The organism is Coleofasciculus sp. D1-CHI-01 (assembly GCF_040218875.1).
In the GTDB taxonomy this organism is placed as follows: Bacteria; Cyanobacteriota; Cyanobacteriia; order Cyanobacteriales; family Coleofasciculaceae; genus Coleofasciculus.
Map to the genome: position 1 here is coordinate 46,863 of NZ_JAVJQP010000134.1, position 20,903 is coordinate 67,765.

Consider the following 20,903-nt stretch of genomic DNA (forward strand, 5'->3'; position numbering starts at 1 on the left):
GGGTTTGGGAACCAAACCTCTGGGGTTTGGGAACCAAACCCCTACTTACGTTAATTTGATAGATTAGTGGGAGCGCACAGATATGCGCCCGATTTAACCATACAATCAAAATTTATCCCCATCCCAATGACCGAGCAATGACCCAGCGCTGCCTTTCTCCGAAATTGTGGGGCTTCCGGCGTTTTCGGCTACACCATAAAATCAATCTTAGGGAGACTACCGTGAATAAGATCTGGAGTAATCAGACCAAAAGAGTCGGTTTTCAGCTAGCTAGAGGAGTAGTCGGAGTTTTTTCTCTAGGAATAGCTTGTTTGAGTCTTCCGGCTTTCGCCCAGATTGTTCCGGATTCGACGTTGGGTAATGAAAGTTCTCAAGTGACTCCGAATGTAAATGTTGGTGGAAGTCTGGGCGATCGCATTGATGGGGGGGCTGTACGGGGAAGCAGTTTATTCCACAGCTTTTCTGAGTTCAATGTGAATAACGGACAGCGGGTTTATTTTGCTGATCCAGCCGGGATAGAGAATATTTTTAGCCGCGTCACGGGGTCTAATATTTCTAATATCTTGGGGACATTGGGGGTAGAGGGGGCGGCGAATTTATTTCTCCTCAATCCCAATGGTATTCTCTTTGGGCAAAATGCTCGGTTAGATATTCAGGGTTCGTTTGTGGCGAGTACAGGCGATCGCTTTGTCTTTCCCGATGGGATGGAGTTTGGGGCGAGTCATCCCCAAGCGCCGCCGCTGCTGACGATGAGTGTTCCGGTGGGGGTGCAGTATGGCGCACAATCGGGGGCGATTACTAATGCAGGGAAATTAGAAGTCGGTTCTGGGCAAACCTTAGCGTTACAGGGTAGTGATGTCACTAGCACAGGTTCCCTCAGCGCACCTGGGGGTACAGTGATGATGTTAGGCGATCGCATTGGCTTATTCGACAATGCCCAAATTAATGTTTCCTCCCAGACGGGGGGCGGTACGGTATTGATTGGCGGAGGATTGCAGGGGAATGGTACTGTTCCCAATGCGGCTAGAACTTTTGTTGATGCGGGTGTTCAGATTGAGGCGGATGCGCTAGTGACAGGTGATGGGGGTAGTGTCATCATCTGGGCGGATGAGGTGACGGGGTTTTATGGCAATATTAGCGCCCGTGGGGGAATTGAGGCAGGGAATGGTGGGTTTGTCGAAGTATCAGGAAAGGAAAACCTGATTTTTCGAGGCAATGTTGATACGAGTGCGAGTCAGGGAAATCCTGGAACGTTACTGCTTGATCCGGAGAATATCACGATAGTGAATGGTAATGGATCAGCAGATGATAGTCAATTAGACGATCATCAAATTTTGCAAGGAGATGGGAGTGCTTCATCCTTCACAATTTCTCAAACTAAACTAGAAGAGTTATCAGGCGATACTAATGTTATCTTGCAGGCAACGAACGATATTACTGTTGACAGCTTGGCTAACAATGCTTTAGCTTTTAAGACTGGGACAGGAAGTATTACCTTTACAGCAGATGCAGATGAGAATGGGGTGGGTTCTTTCTTGATGCAGGAGCAAGATACCATCTACACCAACGGACGAGACATTGCAATTTCAGGAGCAAGTTTGACACTGGGTAATATCAAGACGTTCTCTGTTTCTGTTCAAGATAATCAATCCATGCGAGAAGTAGTAGTAGATGTCGATTCAGGAGGACCGATTCCCGCAACTGGAACTGAGGGTACAGCTACTTTTTCCTTTACCGTCTCAGAGGATTTAAGTGCATCGACGATAAGTGACCTGAATGTAAGGTTTTCGGCAGCACATACCTGGGACGCTGACCTTGATGTTTCCCTCAAATCACCAGGGGGAACACCATTAAACTTATTTTCGGAAGTTGGGGATAGTGGCGACAATTTCCAGGACACTCTACTAGATGATGAGGCAACAACGAGGATTAAAGACGGCACAGCTCCTTTTATAGGTTCATTCAAACCCCAGCAAAGTTTGGCAATTTTCAATAACGAGAATCCCAATGGTAAATGGACTTTGACAGTCACTGACAATTTTGAATTAGATGACGGCAGATTATTGAAAGCGAATGAGCCTGCACCTTGGGGAAGAGCAACTGGGACACAACTGATATTTCAGCTAAATACGAATACTAATAATGAACGTGTTATTACTCCTGTTGCTGGAAAGAGTGGCTCAATAACACTTGAGGCTACAAATGGCAATATTAGCGCTAGCGACCTTAATACTAGCAATAATTTTGGTGGAGATGGGGGAGCAATTTCTCTAACTGCTAACGGCGGTGACATCACCGCCGATTCTATTAACTCTTCCTCTGAATCTTTTAATGGGAATTCGGGAAACGGGGGCGCAATTAACCTTAAAGCCGGTGACAACCTCAATGCTAATTCTATTAGCTCTTCCTCTGAATCTTTTTCTGGAAATTTTGGGAACGGGGGCGCAATTAACCTTGAAGCCGGTGACAACCTCGATGCCGATCATATTAGCTCTTCCTCTTTTTCTTTTGAAGGAAATTCGGGGAACGGGGGCGAAATTAACCTTGAAGCTGGTGGCAACCTCGATACCGATTCTATTAGCTCTTCCTCTGAATCTTTTTCTTTTGAAGGAAATTCGGGGAACGGGGGCGAAATTAACCTTGAAGCTGGTGGCAACCTCGATACCGATTCTATTAACTCTTCCTCTTTGTCTTTTGAGGGGAATTCGGGAAATGGGGGAAACATTCACCTTGAAGCCAGGACAGTCATTCTTGAAAATAGCTCTATTGACGCTTTAAGCAGTAATGGAAAAGGGGGAGATGTCATAATCATAACTACTGAAGATGACCTGGAAATACCAAAAATTAGATTAGTCAATACATCCATAGATGTTACTGCACAATTCTCAAACAATTCTTCGCCGTCTACACAGAAAAAAGGAGGGCAAAACCAACAAACTATTATGGGAAGAACTGGAAACGTAACAATAGATGCAGGTAACAGGGGTTCCGTTGAACTTATTACAGACAGTGAACACCAAGCTATGATTTTAACTGAAGCCCGAACTAATTCAGAAAATCAAAAGACAGGGGGTGACATAGCAGTTATGGGTGGTTCTGTTACTATCGACGGTTATCAACTAAGTGCTAGGGTTCAAGAAAACATTACAGGAAATGGCGGTGATATTAATATCACTGCCCCCAATTCAGTTACCTTAACCAGCAATGGACAGATATCCGCAGAAACCAGTGGCTTTGGAGATGCTGGCAGCGTCAAAATCACCACCCCAACCTTGAATATCAACGGTAGAGATGGTAGAGCCAGAGTTTCCACAACCACCACATCAACACAAGAAAATGCTGGCAAAGGTGGCGATATTACTGTCAGTGCTAACACTCTCAACCTTTCTGGTGAAAATAGTGGTTTGTTTGCCGAAACTGAGGGAACTGGTACTGCTGGAAATCTGACGCTAAATCCCTATAACGGCAACGACTTACAAGTGATTTTTGCACAAGAGGCTCAAATCTCTGCTTCAACCTCTGGGAGTGGAACGGGTGGCAACGTCACAGTCTCTGCCCCGAACTCAGTTACCTTAACAAGTGATGGGAATGATCAGGGAGGGTTGTCAGCCTCCGCTTCTAACCAAGCAACAGGAGATGGGGGTAGTATCAACATCAACGCCCGGAGACTGGAAATGAATGGGGCAATTATTCGGTCAGAAGCCCAAAAAAGCCAAGCTGGAGATATCACTCTAAACTTGGACGATATATTATTGCTACGCCACAACAGCCTAATTTCTACCACCGCCGGGACAACTCAAGCCCCAGGAAATGGCGGCAATATCACTATTAACGCTGCCTTTGTCATTGCCGTACCGTGGGAAAATAGCGATATTATTGCTAATGCCTTTACGGGCAACGGTGGAGAGATTAACATTACTGCTAATCGGGTCTTGGGTCTCCAGCAGCAGAACGGACAAACCTTCGACACCTTACGGCAAAATCGCACTAGCGACATTAGCGTTAGCTCCCAATTTGGTATCCAGGGAACTGTTACCATTCAATCCCTCAACGTTGACCCCAGTCAAGGACTTGGTGAACTACCTATAGATGTGGTTGATCCCAGCAATCAAATTGCTACAGGCTGTGGAGCAACAGGTGGAACAACCGCCAACCGTCAAAGTGAATTTGTGGTTACGGGACGCGGTGGACTTCCGCCTAAACCAGATGATCTGCAAACCCCTGGAACTCTTTCGCCAGAGTGGGTGACTCGTGATTTGGGCAATGTCAACCGCACCGACATTCCCAATCAGCCTCTTGCTGCTGATTCCACTGACGCCCTAGTCGAAGCTCAAGGTATGTTTATCAATGCCAAGGGTGAACTAATTCTCACCGCTCAATCATCTCAAACCAACCCGAGTCAGTCCGGACTGTCTACTAAGTTTTGTTCACCAGTCAGCGATCGCCGTTAGCGAATGCTTGCTACAACTGCTGTTCTTATTATTCCACCGTTACAGTGCTACAACTCGATCGACTAGACCCTGTTTTTTTCTCTTCCCCATCAGATTCAACTCCCGCTAAATCTCCCTTAAAAATAGAGACATTGACTGAATTATTAGGGGTTTTGGCGTACCTCTACAAGTCCTGCTGGTTTAGTTTAATCCTAGTCGGCTTCACTTTGACTCCCAAGCCACTCCACGCTCAGGAATTTGAAGCAAGTAAAAATAAAGAGAATGCCACTTTACCCCAGCCAAAAGACACCACCCTCATGGAAAAAGAAGGGGAGAGTAGGATAGCAAGGCAAATCACTCCAACAGTTTACCCGTATGCTGATCAGGAAAAGGAGTGGAGCATAAACCTAGGCAAGGATGCAGCAGAACTGATAACTCCGATATCCATTACTCAAGTACCACGGGAGCAGCAACCGCCATCCTTAGAACCTCTACCGGAACCGCAACCTTTACCCACACTACCCCCCGATGAGCAACTCCTCTCACCCCCCACTCAAGACATACCACCCCCAGACTCTACCCCAGAGGAAGCTCCCACTACACTTATCGTTGAGCGCTTTCAGTTTGAAGGCAATACCGTCTTCAGTGATGCAGAATTGGCAGAAACCCTCAACGATTATATCGGTCGGCGGATGTCCTTTGCCCAACTTCTCCAAGCCCGCTCAGAACTCACCCAACTCTATGTTGAGCAGGGCTACACTACCTCTGGAGCTATCATTCCTGAACAAAAAATCTCTAACCCAGACTCAGCTATTGTCACCATCAAGCTAGTCGAAGGGAGTTTGGAGCGCATTAACATCACCGGAACCCGACGGTTAAAACCCAGTTATATCAGCAGTAGGCTGGCACTCGCCCAGACTCAACCCCTAAATGTGAATAGCTTACTGGAGAAATTGCAACTGCTGCAACTTGACCCAGTAATTGACACCTTATCCGCTGATTTGCAGGCAGGTACGCGCCCCGGTACCAATATCCTGCAAGTTGAAGTCACAGAAGCTGACAGCTTTGACTCTAACCTGATCTCAGATAATTTGCGATCGCCTGTTGTCGGTAGTATCCGTCGTCGAATTGCTGTCAACGAAGCCAACCTACTGGGTTTTGGCGATGCCCTCAGCTTGGGTTATACGAACACCGATGGTAGTAATGGTGGAGACTTAAGGTATACGCTTCCGGTTAGTGCTAAGGACAGTAAACTAACCTTTGCCTTGGGGATCACTGATAGTAACGTGATCGAGCCTCCCTTCGATGACCTGGATATTTCCTCCAAATACCGCTACTACGAACTGTCATTCCGCCATCCCGTTATCCGAAATCCCACTCAAGAATTTGCCCTGGGACTCACCTTCTCCCACCAACGCAGCCAGACGTTCCTGGGTCTTGACAATATTGGTCCTTTTCCCCTCATTGGTCCTTTTCCCCTCGCCCCTGGTGCGGATCAAGAGGGGCGCACCCGTGTCTCAGCACTGCGGTTTATTCAAGAGTGGACGCAACGCAGCAGCCAGGAAGTTCTCGCCTTTCGATCGCAGTTTAGCCTGGGATTGGATGTTTTGGATGCCACAATTAACGATAATGGTGAACCGGACAGTCGCTTTTTTGCTTGGCGAGGACAAGGACAATGGGCGCGTCTACTCGCACGGGATACACTGCTGCTGCTGAGAACTGATATGCAACTTGCCGACAGTCGGCTCCTGGGATTAGAACAGTTTGGCATCGGTGGACAACAAACGGTGCGAGGTTATCGACAAGACTATTTACTCAAAGATAATGGAATTTTGGCATCAGCAGAAGTGCGTCTGCCCATTCTCCGCGTTTCCGAAGTTCAAGGATTGCTGCAAGTCGTACCATTTATCGATGTAGGTACAGCCTGGAACAACGGTGACGCACCAGAAGTTCCCGGTATTCCCGATACATTGGTGAGTACGGGATTGGGTGTGCTGTGGCAGATGGGAGATAATTTCACCGCTCGTTTAGATTTTGGTATTCCGTTGGTTTCAATTGAAGACAGAGGTGACACATGGCAAGAAAACGGCGTTTATTTCTCGATTATTTACACACCTTTTTAAAGGTTTGGATAATAAGGTGGAGAGGGTTGAGTCGGACTGGCAAATTATTTAAGGGTTCAGTTAAGTATCTTTTCATCGTCAGCTTATCGGCATGGTTTTGTATCGTCGGATTACCCGCGATCGCGACAGGCTTAATGCCCCACAGTAGCACAACCCAAACCCCCCCAACTCCCTCATCCCAATTCAACCCAGAAATTCCTCTCTTTTTAAGCCGTTCTCAGGGGAATCAAACCCCAGCCAGTCTGGAACAACAAGCAAAAATCCTCTACGACTCTGAACGATATGCTGAAGCCTCTCAGTTATTAGAACAAGCGCTCCAAGCTGATCAGCATAAAGGAGATACCATCGGGAAAGCCGTCGTTCTCAGCAATCTTGCCCTCAGTTATCAACAGCTTGGAATGTGGGAGGGGGCAAATCAAGCGATCGCCCAAGCCTTTACATTGCTTAAAGAAAGTCCCAAAGAGACGCCAGAGCGATCGGTAATTTGGGCGCAAGCCTTAGATGTACAAGGAAATCTCCAACTCGCTGAGGGAAAAGCTGCCCAAGCTGTTGATTCCTGGGAACAGGCAACCCACCTCTACACTCAGTTACAGAAATATAACCGCGCTACTCGTAGTCAGATTAATCAGGCACAGGCATTACAAGCATTGGGATTGTACCGTCAGGCACGTTTACTTTTAGAAGATTTACAAAACACCCTCAATTCTCAACAACCCAACGCCCCTTCTCTTGCCCAAGCCGAGAACCTGCGAAGTTTGGGTGAGGCTCTACGGGGGATTGGCAGATTAACCTGTACTGCGGAGTCCAAATCAGACTGTGTTGGTGCAAAAGAAGTATTGCAGGAAAGTCTACAACTTGCCCAAACACTGCAATCACCAGCAGCGATTGCCTCAGCTCATTTGAGTTTGGGTAATGTGGCGTGGGCGCAGAGTCAGGTACTTCGTGAACAGAGCCAAGATGATCCAGTAAAGTGTCAAGAAATTGCGCTGGAAATAAAGGAAGCTTTAGACTTTTATCAAAAGGCGATCGCTGCACCCATCCCAGCTATTCAAACCCAAGCCCAACTCAACTATTTGCGCTTACTGGTAGAACTCCAACAATGGCAGAAAGCCCAAACGTTTTACCCTCAGATCCAGCAACAGATTGCCAATTTACCACCAGGACGCTCAAAAATTTACGCCCAAGTCAATCTGGCGATTAGTTTAGGTAAACTGAGGAAAATAAATCAAGAAAATGGAACAGTCACGACTCCGAATGCCCAGGAAATTAACCAAATTCTGGTTACGGCTCGTCAAGAAGCTGAACATCTCCAAGATGTGCGATCGCAAGCTCTTGTTTTAGAGGAACAGGGACAACTTTATCAGCATACTCAGCAATTATCCACCGCGCAAAACTTAACCCGACAGGCACTAAATTTATCCCAATCCATTAACGCCTCAGAGATTTCCTATCAAGTCGCATGGCAACTGGGACGTATCTTTAGAGAACAGGGCAAAACTGAGGAGGCGATCGCGGCTTATACTCAAGCCTACGAAGCCCTAAAATCTGTACGAGGTGACTTAGTTGCCACCAATCCCGACATACGGTTTTCCTTCCGGGAACGTGTCAAACCCGTCTATCGTGAACTCGTGGATTTGCTGCTACAATCTGCGGCGATGGAAACAGCATCAACCCGAGAAAAACCGGAATTATTTAAGCAAAACCCGGACAAATCAACAGATTCCCAGCAAGAAAAACTCAAACAAGCCCGTGAAGTTTTAGATGCTTTGCAGGTAGCAGAATTACAAAACTATTTCCACCAAGCTTGTGAAGATGCCAAATTAGAACTGGATAACGTGGTGAAGCGAGAAGATCAAAAAGCTGCCGTCATTTACCCAATTATCCTTGAGGATCGCCTAGAAATTATTCTCAAACTGCCAGAGCAAGAAAAATTGTACCAATATACTCCCGTAAGAGAATCTCGGAACAAGATTGAAGAAACGTTAGATGAATTCCAGGATAACTTGCACGATGAGTATAAATTCAGAGCCGTCAGGGAGAGTGGAAAAAAAGTATATGACTGGTTAATTAAACCCTTTGGCGATCGCCTAGAATCCAGTGAAATTAAAACCCTCATCTTCATCCTCGATGAATCGCTGCGAACGATTCCCATGTCCGCACTTTATGATGGTGAGAAATTCTTAGTCGAGAATTATTCAGTTGTACTGGTTTTAGGATTAGAAGTACGTGATCCGACTCCCCTAAACCATGCCAAGATGAAGGTATTGGCAGCCGGTTTAACCGATCCACCCACAGGATTTGAACAGTATGCTAAACTACCTAAAGTTAACCCTGAACTGGATAAAATTAAGAAAACTGGAGTATCGGTTCGCTTCATTCGAGATCAGGAATTTACTCAAACGAACTTCAACCAAACCTTAAATCAGGAGAATTTCCAAGTTGTACATCTCGCCACACACGGTCAATTTGGTGCTGATCCAAACGATACCTATATCTTGACAGCAGATAGTCAGATCAAACTCAATCAACTCAATGAGATGTTCAGCACTCTCCGAGGCACCAGGGCGGTTGATTTGCTGGTGCTAAGTGCCTGTCGCACAGCAACCGGGAATGATCGCGCCGTCTTGGGGATTGCAGGTACAGCAGTACGAGCGGGTGCCAGGAGTGCGATCGCGGGATTGTGGAGTCTAGCCGATAAGCCTAGTCCCACGTTTACGGAAACACTTTATCAACATTTAGGTCAACCTGGTATCACTCGAGCTGAAGCACTTCGCCAAGCACAGCTAGCATTGTTAAATAGCCAAAATTACTTCCATCCCCGCTATTGGGCACCGTATGTTCTAGTCGGCAGTTGGTTATAATCACAGCCGTTGTCTTCTTGTCTCCTTGTCCCAGAGGCTTCAGGTTCCAACTCAACAATTGGAGTCTGAGCCAACTCCTTAAGCTCAAACTGTTCTAGAAGTTGCCTCCATTGATCTAAATAATTGTTGGGAGACTCAGCAAGTTGTTCTACACGATCAAACCATAAGTTTGGGTTAGAATCCCCTCTTACCCGTTTAATCCAGCCTGCAACACTTGGATTTGCCGTGTTATCGTTTGAATCACAAATAATCCGCAAAATCCAAAAATATTCCTTGTCAGGCTCCAATTCGGTTTCAGTAGGAGGTAGGGCAAGCTTGACAATTCCTGGGTTTTCGGGTAAGGAAACAACTATTTTTTGCTGTTTTAATACCGAGTTTTCCTGTTCATCAAGCAACTCAAATTCGGCAGTGGTAACACCATAATTCTGACCCTCTTGAGTCCGGGAACTATAGGGTAGGTAAAAGAGGAAGGTGGGATGGGTTTGAGTTGTGAGAACTGGTTCACGGCTATCAACTAAAGCCATTAAAGGTCGTTCCCGATCGGCGGCAAAACATTCTCCACGGACTCCACCGGATTTGGTGCTACCCGGAGGTTTGTCAAACCCTTGGGCTTGAGCGTCTTGGGAAATGAATGTCAACACTATCACACTCGACAATAAGGCAACGAGCGTACCTGTAAGTAGTTTGTGAGAGAACGGCAACCGTGTAAAAGTCATGATTGGGTTTATCTTAATCCACAATAAAGATCATGGCAGTTGCAGAAGCAAATTGGGTCAGCTAAAACGCATTTAAACCTTAATGTAAATAATGACGAAATCCTTGTTTATTAAGGGTGTCGCAACCGATACGTAAAGTATCCGACACCGACACCAGTGATCACGAGAGCGATCGCAGGAGGAACCAAGGGAATCCAGCCACTACGGTACGCCAGCATCCCATAACCAGTGACAGAAAGCAGGATAAGCGCTGTAATGGAAGCCGTTACTAGGTGAGATGCCTGATTTAAGCGCCAAACAATGACACCACCAACCAAAGACCAACCTAAGATCCAGAGACTTGTGCCCCAACTTGTCCACCACCAAATCAGGGGACGATCCTCCAATACCGTACTGATAAGTTGACTGGTCATCTGACCTTGTAGAATAACTCCTGGCATTTCACCGTATGGAGTGTTACGGATGTCAGCTTCGGTCAGAGTATTCGCAGTATAGCCAATCAACACAATGCGATCGCGAATGGTTTCAGCCGGAATTCGGTTTTCCAGGATATCTTTGAGGCTGACAACCTCTGCAAAGTTGCGGGCATCGCCATTGGGAGCGCGAAAGTTAATCAATGTCTGGTATCCCACAAGCTGGTCTGTATTTTGATAGCCACTCCCTTTTCCAGCTAATCGCCCAATGACAGTCTTGTTGAACTGCATATCTCCGTCAATAGCTGTTTGTTCCTGATTCAGTGGAGAAGTATAGGACTTTCCTTCAGCCTTCAGGTATTGACGTGCCATGACCAAGCTAAACGCATCCAATGTATTACAAAAGTCTGGGTCAGGTGGCTGCATCAGGAGTTGGCGGCGTGCGGTATTACCGCCTTCCAGGACTAAATCAGCGAACCCGACACGCTCAATCGGCATCTCCGGTGGCGGGCTGACTCCTCTGACTGCTTCACCCCGATCCTCGCCACTGCTTTTGCAAATCGCGATCAAGTTTTGAGTCTGCTTCAGATTAGCCGCCACATCGGGTTGGGCGGCATAATCCCGAATGAAATCTAAGCCAATTAATCGGGCTTGATGCTGGTTCAAGATTTTCAGTAAATCATCCAGTGCTTGATCGGGAAGGGTTCCCCATGAAGGTTCATAATTGTCCTGGAGCCAGTTAATACTGTCTTCATCTACACCCACAATCAGAAATCGATCATCCGGGGCTTCATTACTAGGACGCAACCTCAACAAATGATCATAAGCTGCCAGTTCTAACCCCTGCATCAATCCCAACCAACGAGCCGTGAAAACTAACGCGGTGACAACTACACTGGTGATTAGCACAGTACGCGGTTTAACTTTCCGTTTGGGTAATTCTTGACTGGCTTTTAAATACTGAACCTGAAGCTCTGTTGGTGGGGGTTCTTTATTAACTGACTGCGCTAACCACTCCTCACCTGCTTTCAAATCTTTACCCCGCAGTAAAAAGCTATCATCCTGTCCTTCCCGTTCCCATTCCATTGCCTTGAGCAGGAGGCGCGTATGATTACGGATATACTCTGGATCAGCATCAAGGGTACGAGTTAGCTCGCCAAAATTGGTAAAAAAGTCGCCACCGTGATTATTAAAATCAATCCACTGTACGCTTGCCAGTACCGGATGTAGTTGTTTCGAGGCAACTTTTTGGTACAAAACTGTGACAATCCGCTTATTCAGCGTCTTAGCGTATTCCACCTCGCGATCGCAGTAAGGCGAATTAACCGAACTGGGAGAAATAATGAACAGAAAATTATTGGATCTCTCAATTCCCTTGAAAATTTCCTGCTCAAAGTCTTCACCTGACGCAATACTCTCCTGGTCAAACCAAGTCGTTTTATTCTGAATTTGCAGTGCATTGTTGAGTTTGCGGGCAAAGTCTGAATCGGTACGAGAGTAGGAGATAAAAACATCTAAGCCTGTTTCTGGCGGTTGTTTGAGACTTTCAGCAATGAATTCTTCCTGTAAAGCTGTCGGTGGGTGTTGCGATCGCGCATTTGCCCCCTTCAACCAAGCCTCTGTCAGGCGCAAATCAAAACCTCGCAGCAAAATACTCGGATTGCGCTTCTGCTCCTCCCACTTCAGAGCCTTTGCCAGCACTAGCTTATGCTGTTCATAATAGGTGGCATCCTCTCGCAAGCTCCGAATCAGCTTCGCCATATCAGCCTGATAGTTCGACTCGTCTTGGTCTTTGGGGCATTTGATAAACTGGATGGTACGCAGTTCGGGAACAATCATCTCTAGGTCAACCGCTTCAATCAATAGTGGAATGATGCGTTTATTCAACGACCTAGCATAAGACAATTCTTTCTCGCAGTATTCAGATTTCAGGGAAGCTCTTGACATCAGAAACACCAGATTATCGGCTTGTTCAATTCCCCCGTTAATCACCTCACCATACTCAGCCCCACTTTTAATATCAGTTTTGTTTCTCCAGACTGTCATCCCCTCTCGCATGACACTTTTGGCAACCTGATCCATGAACGCTCGATCCTCGTCCGCAAAGGAGAGAAAGACCTGAGTCATCAGGTTTTCGGCGTTCTTGGTACTTTCACAAATGAACTCGCAATGGAGATCAGTTGGTTCACAAGGCGGTTGTTTATCTTCAAACCTAAATTTGAGCCAAGTTTCGGCTTTTTGCCGTTCTTCTCCAACCAGCAAATAGCGAGACTGTTTTTGATGACGCTCCCATTCCAAGGCTTTAGCTAATAAGTACGTATGCTGATGTACATAGTCGCGATCGCGTGCAAATATCTCTAACAATCCGGCAAAAGACTGCTCGAAGTCATCAATCCCCTCACGCATATACACCCAGTTAATTTTGCTGATTACCGGATGCATATTCGGAAAGCTGGAGTGCTTGCCTTTTGCTTGATACTCTTCCCACTCACTCAACGGACGTCCCGGATTGCGTTGTTGCCAGGTTTCTTGGCTAATTTGCTCCACATGCAACAGAGGAATAATCCGTTTATTACGGCGTAATGCTAATTCAATTTCTAAACCGCAGTAGGGCGAATTAACTGAATGGGGCGCAATGATGAAGATAAAATTGTCTGACTTCTCTAATCCATCATCAATCTGCTTCTGATAATCCACACCTAGAGGAATATCATTTTGGTCAAACCAAACCTTTAAGCCTCGTTCTAGGAGTCGAGTATAAAGTTGGGTGGCAAAGATTTTACTATCTGCTCGCCCGTAGGAAATAAACGCATCTTGAAAATCATTCATCTTTCGTGCGTCCAATTAATCGTAAAATCTATGTCACCATTTTAGCTGTGTCAGTCCACTACGCCCCTGCCTATTGAGATTGCATCAACGGCTTGCCAAAGGCGGGATGGTAGTAAGCTGTCCAGGTTTGATTGTGAGAGTTGGTGATGATGGTTTGAGTGGGAGCTTGGAAGAAAGGACTCGACTTCCTAAAATCCACTGCCATTTTTGACTGGTCAATCCCTTGGTTAAGGGTTTGCCGGAACTCTTGAATGGATTGGGACGTTGTAAATCCCCACTTTTCCCGAACACTATCTTCTAGCTTATTGAGCAATGTGATAATATTTTGCTGGGTAATTGTTGCATCGTTAAACGGAACAATGCCTAAGTAAGCAATAATCAATAATTCAGAATTACTGGCACTAAAGGTCAAAGAAGTTTTTCGCACACCTACGTTCACATTGGGTGCTGTATTGAGAACCGGGAAAGTCTGCGCTAGTTGATGATAAACACGGACTAAGGCTAAATTCGCGGCTATATCTAAAGGAGCATCAATCAGAATCGTGACGGTGGGTAGGGTTTCATTAAAAAACTTGTGTGAGATTTCTTCGCTGGAAATGTTCACCACCCGGCTGTGATCGCCCTCCGGACTCAAATCAACCCACTCGCAGACAATACCTTGGGTTTTCAAACCGACACGAGACACGCCATGCAATTTTGCCCCCGTGAGCGTCGCCCCAGTTAAATCCGCCCCAATCCAATCGGCATGAATTAATCGCGCTTGGGTCAGATCAGCATGGACTAAACTGGTATTAAGCAAATTGGCATGAGTCAAATCCGCCCCGGTTAAATTCGCACCACTTAATTTCGCCTCACTCAGATTTGCCCAACTCAGATTAGCACCACTCAAGTCAGTCCAGCGCAAGTTCGCACCACTGAGATCCGCACCGGCTAAATTGGCGCAACTGAGATTGGCTTGCTTGAATTCAGCCTGTCGAAAATTGCTATTACTCAGATCACTACGGCTCAAATCGGCGGCGTTTAAATTGGCACCTTCCAGATTTGCCCCGGTGACAAACGCTCCACGTAGGTTGGCTTCGCTCAGATTAGCCCGTTGCAGTTTGGCGTCTCTGAGGGCGGCTTCTCGCAGATCTGCCCCACTGAGGTTGGCTTCTGTCAGGGTAGCGCCACTTAACTTGGCACGAATTAGTTCCGCCCGAATCATCGCCGCCTGCGTCAGTTGCGCTCCCCCCAAGTCGGCTCGAATCAAATTGGCAACGTTGAGATTGGCTTTGGTTAAGTTGGCTTTGGTAAGATTTGCACCACTTAGTCTGGCTACATTGAGTCGCGCCCGACTCAAATTGGTTCCAATTAAATAAGCACCACTGAGGTTGGCTACACTTAAGTTGGCTTCACTTAAATCGGCACCACTGAGATTAATCCCACTCAGATTGGCTTCGGCAAGGTTTGCACCGGAAAAGTTTTTCACGCCAGCCGCATATTTTTTGAGAATTGCCGTCACATTCATTAATGCTATCCCTTAATTGAACTGCCAGAGGATACGTGTTCAAGTCAAGCGCTATCCAGTGGTATTGTTATCGGATCAAGTTTCCCAGTAGAGTGTCAAGGTAGAGTTGAGTGGGATAAATTACAGTCATTCTCCCTTATGGTGCTTATCCTCTTCCACTGGTCAAGGGTAGCGCTAGAGTCAAACGATGATAATTGGGAAGGGTACGAAGACTCTCCCATTCCAGCTTTGCCTAAAACTGAATTTCATAAGATTTGATTAGCTTAACGTGGATGGCATGGGATCATGAAGATTGGGATTGTTGGGTTGGGTCTGATTGGGGGTTCTCTGGGACTGGATTTGAGACAATTGGGTCATTCTGTCTTGGGCGTGTCTCGACAAGATCATACCTGCAACAGAGCCATTGAACTCGGTGTCGTGGATGACGCGAGTGTCAAAATGAACCTTTTGGCAATGTCTGATATTATTTTTATTTGTACGCCAATTTCCGCGATCGCGCCAACGCTTCAGGCGTTAATTCCCCATCTATCCCCTGACGCGATTATCACGGATGTGGGTTCGGTGAAAACGGCGGTGGTGGAAGCGGTGACACCTCTGTGGCATAATTTTGTCGGTGGACATCCGATGGCGGGTCGAGAATCGAATGGGATTGAGGCGGCGGTATCCGGGTTATTTACCGATCGCCCTTATGTGTTGACGCCTGTGGATACGACACCAGCCGCTGCGGTGAAACAGGTTGAGCAGGTAGTGCGATCGCTCACAGATCGGGTTTATTTCTGTAGTCCTCAGGATCATGATCGCGCCGTGGCTTGGATTTCTCACCTACCTGTGATGGTGAGTGCGAGTCTGATTAATGCTTGTGTCGATGAAACTGATCCAATTGTCTTAGAGTTAGTCCAGCAATTCGCCAGTTCTGGGTTTCGGGATACCAGTCGAGTGGGTGGCGGAAATCCAGAGTTAGGGGTAATGATGGCGCGTTATAATCGGGAGTTTTTATTGCGATCGCTCCTATCTTATCGCCACCATCTTGATGAATTGATTGAACGGGTTGAGCAAAGCGACTGGCACGGCTTAGAACAGCACCTGAAAGACACTCAAGCCGCGCGATCGCAATTTTTCTCCTAATCCCTAAACTCAAAACCTCCCCACTTTTTTCCTCACAAGATGCCGTGAACAATCAGAGTGGGGTCAATACGGCAATGGATAGAGAAGCCGGAGCAGCAGAAATGAGAGCTTGAGCATTATCTTATGTACCCCAACAACCGGATCAAAATGGGGAGATCTGTAGGGGCGGGTTTAGGAACTAACACAACTTGTCACCAATCACTGAACAACAAAACCCGCCCTCCGCCCTAATTAGGTTTTCATTATCTTTGAGTAAAGGGCGACCCGATTCAATTGAAATGTTAATACTATTTCTTGGTAAGCTGTTGCTGCATTTAGATGGGATATCTAAATTTTTTTAAAGGGAACAGGGAACGGGTAATAAGCTGTTTGACATTTAAACCTTAATGTCAATAATGACGAAATCCTTGTTGTAGTGTGAGCATCTTGCTCACTGCATTGAGCATCTTGCTCACTGCATTGAGCATCTTGCTCGCTACCCATTCCTGGATTTTACCCCTCCCTAACGCTTCGCTAACGCACCCTACAATTGGGGACGAGATTGTTACCATTAAACCGAGCGTAAGGCAATCCATTAAAATTCTATTCCCGGTTGCGCTTTAACATTTTGCTCCCGCAGCGGATGCTTCACCAGTGTCATTTCTGTGACTAAATCTGCCTGTTCAATTAATGGTTTCGGTGCGCCTCGTCCGGTTAAAATAACGTGAGACATGGCGGGCTTTTCTGCTAACCCTGCTAATACCTGCTCAACGCTTAAATATCCCAGTTTCAACGCCACATTCACTTCATCCAATAGCACCAAGCGAAACTCTGGATTGCGGATAAACTCCAACGCCTTTTCCCAGGCGGCTTCGGCTTTACTGATATCCCGTTCCCGATCTTGGGTTTCCCAGGTAAACCCCTCACCCATCGCATGAAATTCCAACTGAGGTGTCTCCCCATTGGCGGCGACTGTCCAAGGCGCAAACGCCGCCTTCTCTGCGGGTTCCCAGGCTCCCTTGATGAACTGGATAATTGCCACTCGATACCCATGACCGAGCGATCGCAAAACCATTCCGAGAGCGGCTGTCGTCTTCCCCTTGCCATTCCCCGTGTTTACAATAATTAACCCTTTCTCCCTTGACGCTTGCGCCAGACGTTGTTCCTGAACCTGCTTGCGTCGCTGCATTTTCTGGCGGTACTGCTCTGAGGTTAACCCAGAAACGTTCTCAGATTGCTCAAATTCGCTGGATTCCCTGTGGGAACTGGTTTTCATCGCCAATTACTCAAGACTTATGACAAAGAATTCATTACTAACTGTAACAGTTCTTGACAAAGTGACAAAATAAGGCGGAACGGAATGATAAAATTTCTTAACTACTTCAGCAACATAAAACCTGAAAACACGCTGAATAGCCTTTTTTTTGCCTTGGGAACCAGGGCGACTGCGCGGGTTCTCCGATTGAGGAGATAAAGGTTAGTTTCCTAACCAGAGACGCTGAGTAAAACCAAAGCATCTTTTTGGTGTGGCGGTATCGGCGAATGAGACGCGAAGCCTACATGGTAATCGTTAATTGATTGGATGTAGGTAGTTCACATGCCCTATATCTTATACACGATTGAGAGAGACAGTTATGGCAGAAGAAGAAAACATGCAAGAACAGGAACACGAACAGGAACAGGCTCCTGAGGCTCCCGCTGCAGCAGGACAACCCACTCTATCTGGCAAACCTCCCCTCTTTGGCGGTAGCACCGGTGGCTTGCTGACGAAAGCCCAAGTGGAAGAAAAATATGCGATCACTTGGACTAGCTCTAAAAAGCAAGTCTTTGAAATGCCCACGGGTGGTGCAGCAATCATGAATGAAGGGGAAAATCTGCTGTATCTGGCTCGCAAAGAGCAGTGTCTGGCGTTGGGAACCCAGTTGCGGACGCAATATAAACCCAAGATTGAAGACTACAAGATCTACCGGATTTATCCCAGTGGTGAAATCCAGTATCTGCACCCTGCAGATGGAGTCTTCCCAGAGAAAGTCAACGAAGGGCGTCCCTTCGTCGGTAAGATTGACCGCAAAATCGGTAAGAATCCCGAACCTGTTACCCTCAAGTTCAGCGGAAAGGCGACTTACGAGGTCTAGTCTTGCTGATCTGTATTAGGCAACTGAATGCTCATTCAGGACTGCTTGTTAACGGGTTACTGACGGGCGCTGCACTGGTTAATCGGTTGCAAGTCTGTTAATTTGTTTGAAGGTTGGTGGTTCATCTCGGTGAACTGGTCAACCTTCAATTTTGTAATTGGGGAATGTAGAGACGTAGCATGCTACGTCTCTACATTCTCTCCCCTATCCAGTAGAAGCCTATGATATTACCTGAGTTTTCTCAATTTTGCACCCTGTCTCAACAGGGTAATTTTGTACCTGTTTACCAAGAGTGGGTGGCAGATTTAGAAACTCCGGTGTCGGCTTGGTATAAAGTCTGTGCGGGTCAACCCTATAGTTTTCTCCTGGAATCGGTGGAAGGGGGAGAAAATGTGGGACGCTACAGTTTGTTGGGCTGTGATCCGTTATGGGTGTTGGTTGCACGGGGCGATCGCACGACACAGATGCACCGGAATGGTACGGTAACGGAGTTTGAGGGGAATCCTTTTGAGGCGTTAACGGATTGCCTTAGTCCTTATCATCCGGTGAAATTGCCCCAATTACCACCCGGAATTGGTGGGTTATTTGGATTTTGGGGGTATGAGTTGATTCGCTGGATTGAACCGCGAGTTCCGGTTTATTCCCCATCGGATCAGGATTTGCCAGATGGATTATGGATGCAAGTGGATAACCTGATTATTTTTGATCAGGTGAAGCGGAAAATATGGGCGATCGCCTACGCGGATTTACGGGAGGCGAATGGAGACTTGGAATCTGCTTATCAGCAAGCCTGCGATCGCGTCAAGACATTAGTCCACAAGCTGCAACTTCCTTTATCCGGTAAAGATACGGTTTTGGAATGGACGCCGCCAGGAACCGCGACACAGCAGTTAAACTATACCAGCAACACCCAAAAGGAACAGTTTTGTGCCAATGTTCAAAAAGCCAAAGACTATATCCGCGCTGGTGATATATTCCAAGTGGTTCTCTCCCAAAGGCTTGTGGCTGACTACCAAGGAGATCCCTTTGCTTTATACCGTTCCCTGCGTCTGATTAATCCCTCTCCCTATATGGCGTATTTTAATTTTGGCGATTGGCAGTTAATTGGGTCAAGTCCGGAAGTCATGGTTAAAGCTAGCCGATTACCCACGGAAAAATTACAAGCCACCCTGCGTCCCATCGCCGGAACTCGTCGCCGAGGTGAAACACTCCAGGAAGATGAAGCGTTGGCACAAGATTTATTGCGCGATCCCAAAGAAGTTGCCGAACACGTTATGTTGGTGGATCTGGGACGTAATGACTTAGGGCGGGTTTGTACCAGTGGAACTGTAACCGTTGATGAGTTAATGGTTATCGAGCGCTATTCCCATGTCATGCATATTGTTAGTAATGTGGTAGGAGAACTGGCTGACACTAAAACAGCGTGGGAGTTACTCAAAGCCTGCTTTCCCGCCGGAACCGTCAGTGGTGCGCCGAAAATTCGGGCGATGGAAATCATCCACGAATTGGAACCGGAACGGCGGGGTGCTTATTCTGGGGTTTATGGCTGGTATGATTTTGAAGGGCAACTGAATAGCGCGATCGCGATTCGCACTATGATCGTTCGTCCCCATCCCTCTGGTACACATACAGTATCGGTGCAAGCGGGTGCTGGTTTAGTGGCTGATTCTAACCCAGAAAAAGAATACGAAGAAACCCTGAATAAAGCCAAAGGCTTATTAGAAGCTATTCGTTGTTTAGGTTAACACCAATGGAAACCGCTGCTAAGCCTGGGGATATATCGGTTGGGGGGATATGTATTGTCTTAGAAACTTTATATTATATCCGGCTGGGCAATTGCGTCTGTAGCGGATTTGTCGCTTGTCAATGCCATTGCTAAAGAAAACAAAGTTTCCCCAGAGGTTACTTTCCGAGGGTAAATTGGCTTATACTAGTCGTTAACTCTCGTCAAGAAGGTCTAGAGCCTACAACCTTAGAGAGAACTAGATAATACCACTTGAGAGAGAATTTTAAGATTAATTTTTGAGTTATAACTGTACTAGACTTAGCTAGAAGCGGAATTAGGGGTCTTGCCGATTTGATTGAACAAGCATATTGCCTGATCAATTCTGACTATTGGAAATTTTCATGAAAATTTTTATATCCGGTTAATTGCCAAAAAATGTGGAATAAAGAGCAGTGTACTTGTCATGTAGATGAAAAAATCATTTGAGGTGGATGACATGCAGAATAAACAAGCTGATGATTTTTATTTGAGTCAAAATTTAAGCTCCCGGCAAACTATTAATACAGAACAACCATCACACTATCCATTTTCGACAAATTCACCAAAAGGAAATTCTTCATCTTTTGAGGAAAACGGAGGCTTATTGCTGATGCCCCTAAGCTTTATGGTAATGGCTTGGGTGGTCTTAATTTTATTACGGTCAAATGTATTAAAATCATTCCGGAATCGATTAAAGCCCATCAAAGGATTACATCAGGTTCCTTGTTTAAATTGTAAATATTTTAAAAATGATCCCTATCTGAAATGTGCTGTCAATCCATGTACGGTATTAACGGAAGAAGCTGCCAATTGTTCTGACTATTCCTCAAAAGATAGCCAATAATTGGGGCTTGCTGCACAAAGCCGAAACCCTTAGTTATCAATGCTTTGAGCCATATTGACAGTGGATAAAGTGCAAGGAAATGGGGTAGCATCCTTCATAAGTATGGCATCACCTTGCTCAGGTAAAATGTACCCTTGCTCCCCCAGCTCCCCCAGCTTTCCCAGCTTCCCCAGCTC

The 20,903-nt window shown here is 46.4% G+C and carries 11 protein-coding genes; 7 read left to right on the forward strand and 4 right to left on the reverse strand.

What is annotated here, in order from left to right:
- Window positions 1–221: 221 nt before the first annotated feature.
- From RIB93_RS24025 to RIB93_RS24035, 3 genes are read left to right on the forward strand one after another with little or no spacing between them, the layout of a single operon-like run.
- Entirely contained in the window at window positions 222–4,451 is a 4,230-nt protein-coding gene (locus RIB93_RS24025; protein WP_446376373.1) for a two-partner secretion domain-containing protein, read from the forward strand.
- On the forward strand, window positions 4,424–6,553 hold the full coding sequence (locus tag RIB93_RS24030; RefSeq protein WP_446376375.1) for a ShlB/FhaC/HecB family hemolysin secretion/activation protein: 2,130 nt from the start codon (window positions 4,424–4,426) through the stop codon (window positions 6,551–6,553). Before RIB93_RS24025 ends, RIB93_RS24030 begins: the two co-directional genes overlap by 28 nt.
- A complete protein-coding gene (locus RIB93_RS24035) occupies window positions 6,505–9,414 on the forward strand; it encodes a CHAT domain-containing protein (protein WP_446376377.1) in 2,910 nt (969 codons plus the stop codon). Before RIB93_RS24030 ends, RIB93_RS24035 begins: the two co-directional genes overlap by 49 nt.
- On the opposite strand, the gene RIB93_RS24040 is transcribed toward RIB93_RS24035, so the two are convergent.
- The 3 genes from RIB93_RS24040 to RIB93_RS24050 form a co-directional block, all read right to left on the reverse strand.
- Window positions 9,375–10,130, reverse strand: coding sequence for a DUF928 domain-containing protein (locus RIB93_RS24040; RefSeq protein ID WP_446376379.1), 756 nt, complete (start codon window positions 10,128–10,130; stop codon window positions 9,375–9,377). The two genes, RIB93_RS24035 and RIB93_RS24040, sit on opposite strands and share 40 nt — an antisense overlap.
- 110 nt (window positions 10,131–10,240) lie before the next feature.
- Entirely contained in the window at window positions 10,241–13,372 is a 3,132-nt protein-coding gene (locus RIB93_RS24045; RefSeq protein WP_446376381.1) for a TIR domain-containing protein, read from the reverse strand.
- Window positions 13,373–13,442: 70 nt separating this feature from the next.
- Window positions 13,443–14,879 carry a pentapeptide repeat-containing protein gene (locus RIB93_RS24050; protein ID WP_446376383.1) on the reverse strand — a complete coding sequence of 479 codons (1,437 nt, stop codon included), beginning with the start codon at window positions 14,877–14,879 and terminating at the stop codon, window positions 13,443–13,445.
- Between the two features lie 285 nt (window positions 14,880–15,164).
- Between RIB93_RS24050 and RIB93_RS24055 the strand changes: the two genes are divergently transcribed.
- Entirely contained in the window at window positions 15,165–16,004 is an 840-nt protein-coding gene (locus RIB93_RS24055) for a prephenate/arogenate dehydrogenase (RefSeq protein WP_446376385.1), read from the forward strand.
- A 574-nt stretch (window positions 16,005–16,578) separates the two neighbouring features.
- Here RIB93_RS24055 and cobO read toward each other — a convergent pair.
- Window positions 16,579–17,259 carry a cob(I)yrinic acid a,c-diamide adenosyltransferase gene (gene cobO / locus RIB93_RS24060; RefSeq protein WP_446376387.1) on the reverse strand — a complete coding sequence of 227 codons (681 nt, stop codon included), beginning with the start codon at window positions 17,257–17,259 and terminating at the stop codon, window positions 16,579–16,581.
- 358 nt (window positions 17,260–17,617) lie between these two features.
- Here cobO and psaD point away from each other — a divergent pair, with 358 nt between their 5' ends.
- From psaD to RIB93_RS24075, 3 genes are all read left to right on the forward strand, one after another.
- On the forward strand, window positions 17,618–18,118 hold the full coding sequence (psaD, locus tag RIB93_RS24065) for a photosystem I reaction center subunit II (protein WP_446376389.1): 501 nt from the start codon (window positions 17,618–17,620) through the stop codon (window positions 18,116–18,118).
- A gap of 221 nt (window positions 18,119–18,339) precedes the next feature.
- A complete protein-coding gene (gene trpE, locus RIB93_RS24070; RefSeq protein ID WP_446376391.1) occupies window positions 18,340–19,863 on the forward strand; it encodes an anthranilate synthase component I in 1,524 nt (507 codons plus the stop codon).
- 477 nt (window positions 19,864–20,340) lie between these two features.
- Window positions 20,341–20,727: a hypothetical protein gene (locus RIB93_RS24075; RefSeq protein WP_446376393.1), complete on the forward strand. Its 387-nt coding sequence runs from the start codon at window positions 20,341–20,343 to the stop codon at window positions 20,725–20,727.
- The last annotated feature ends 176 nt before the right edge of the window (window positions 20,728–20,903 follow it).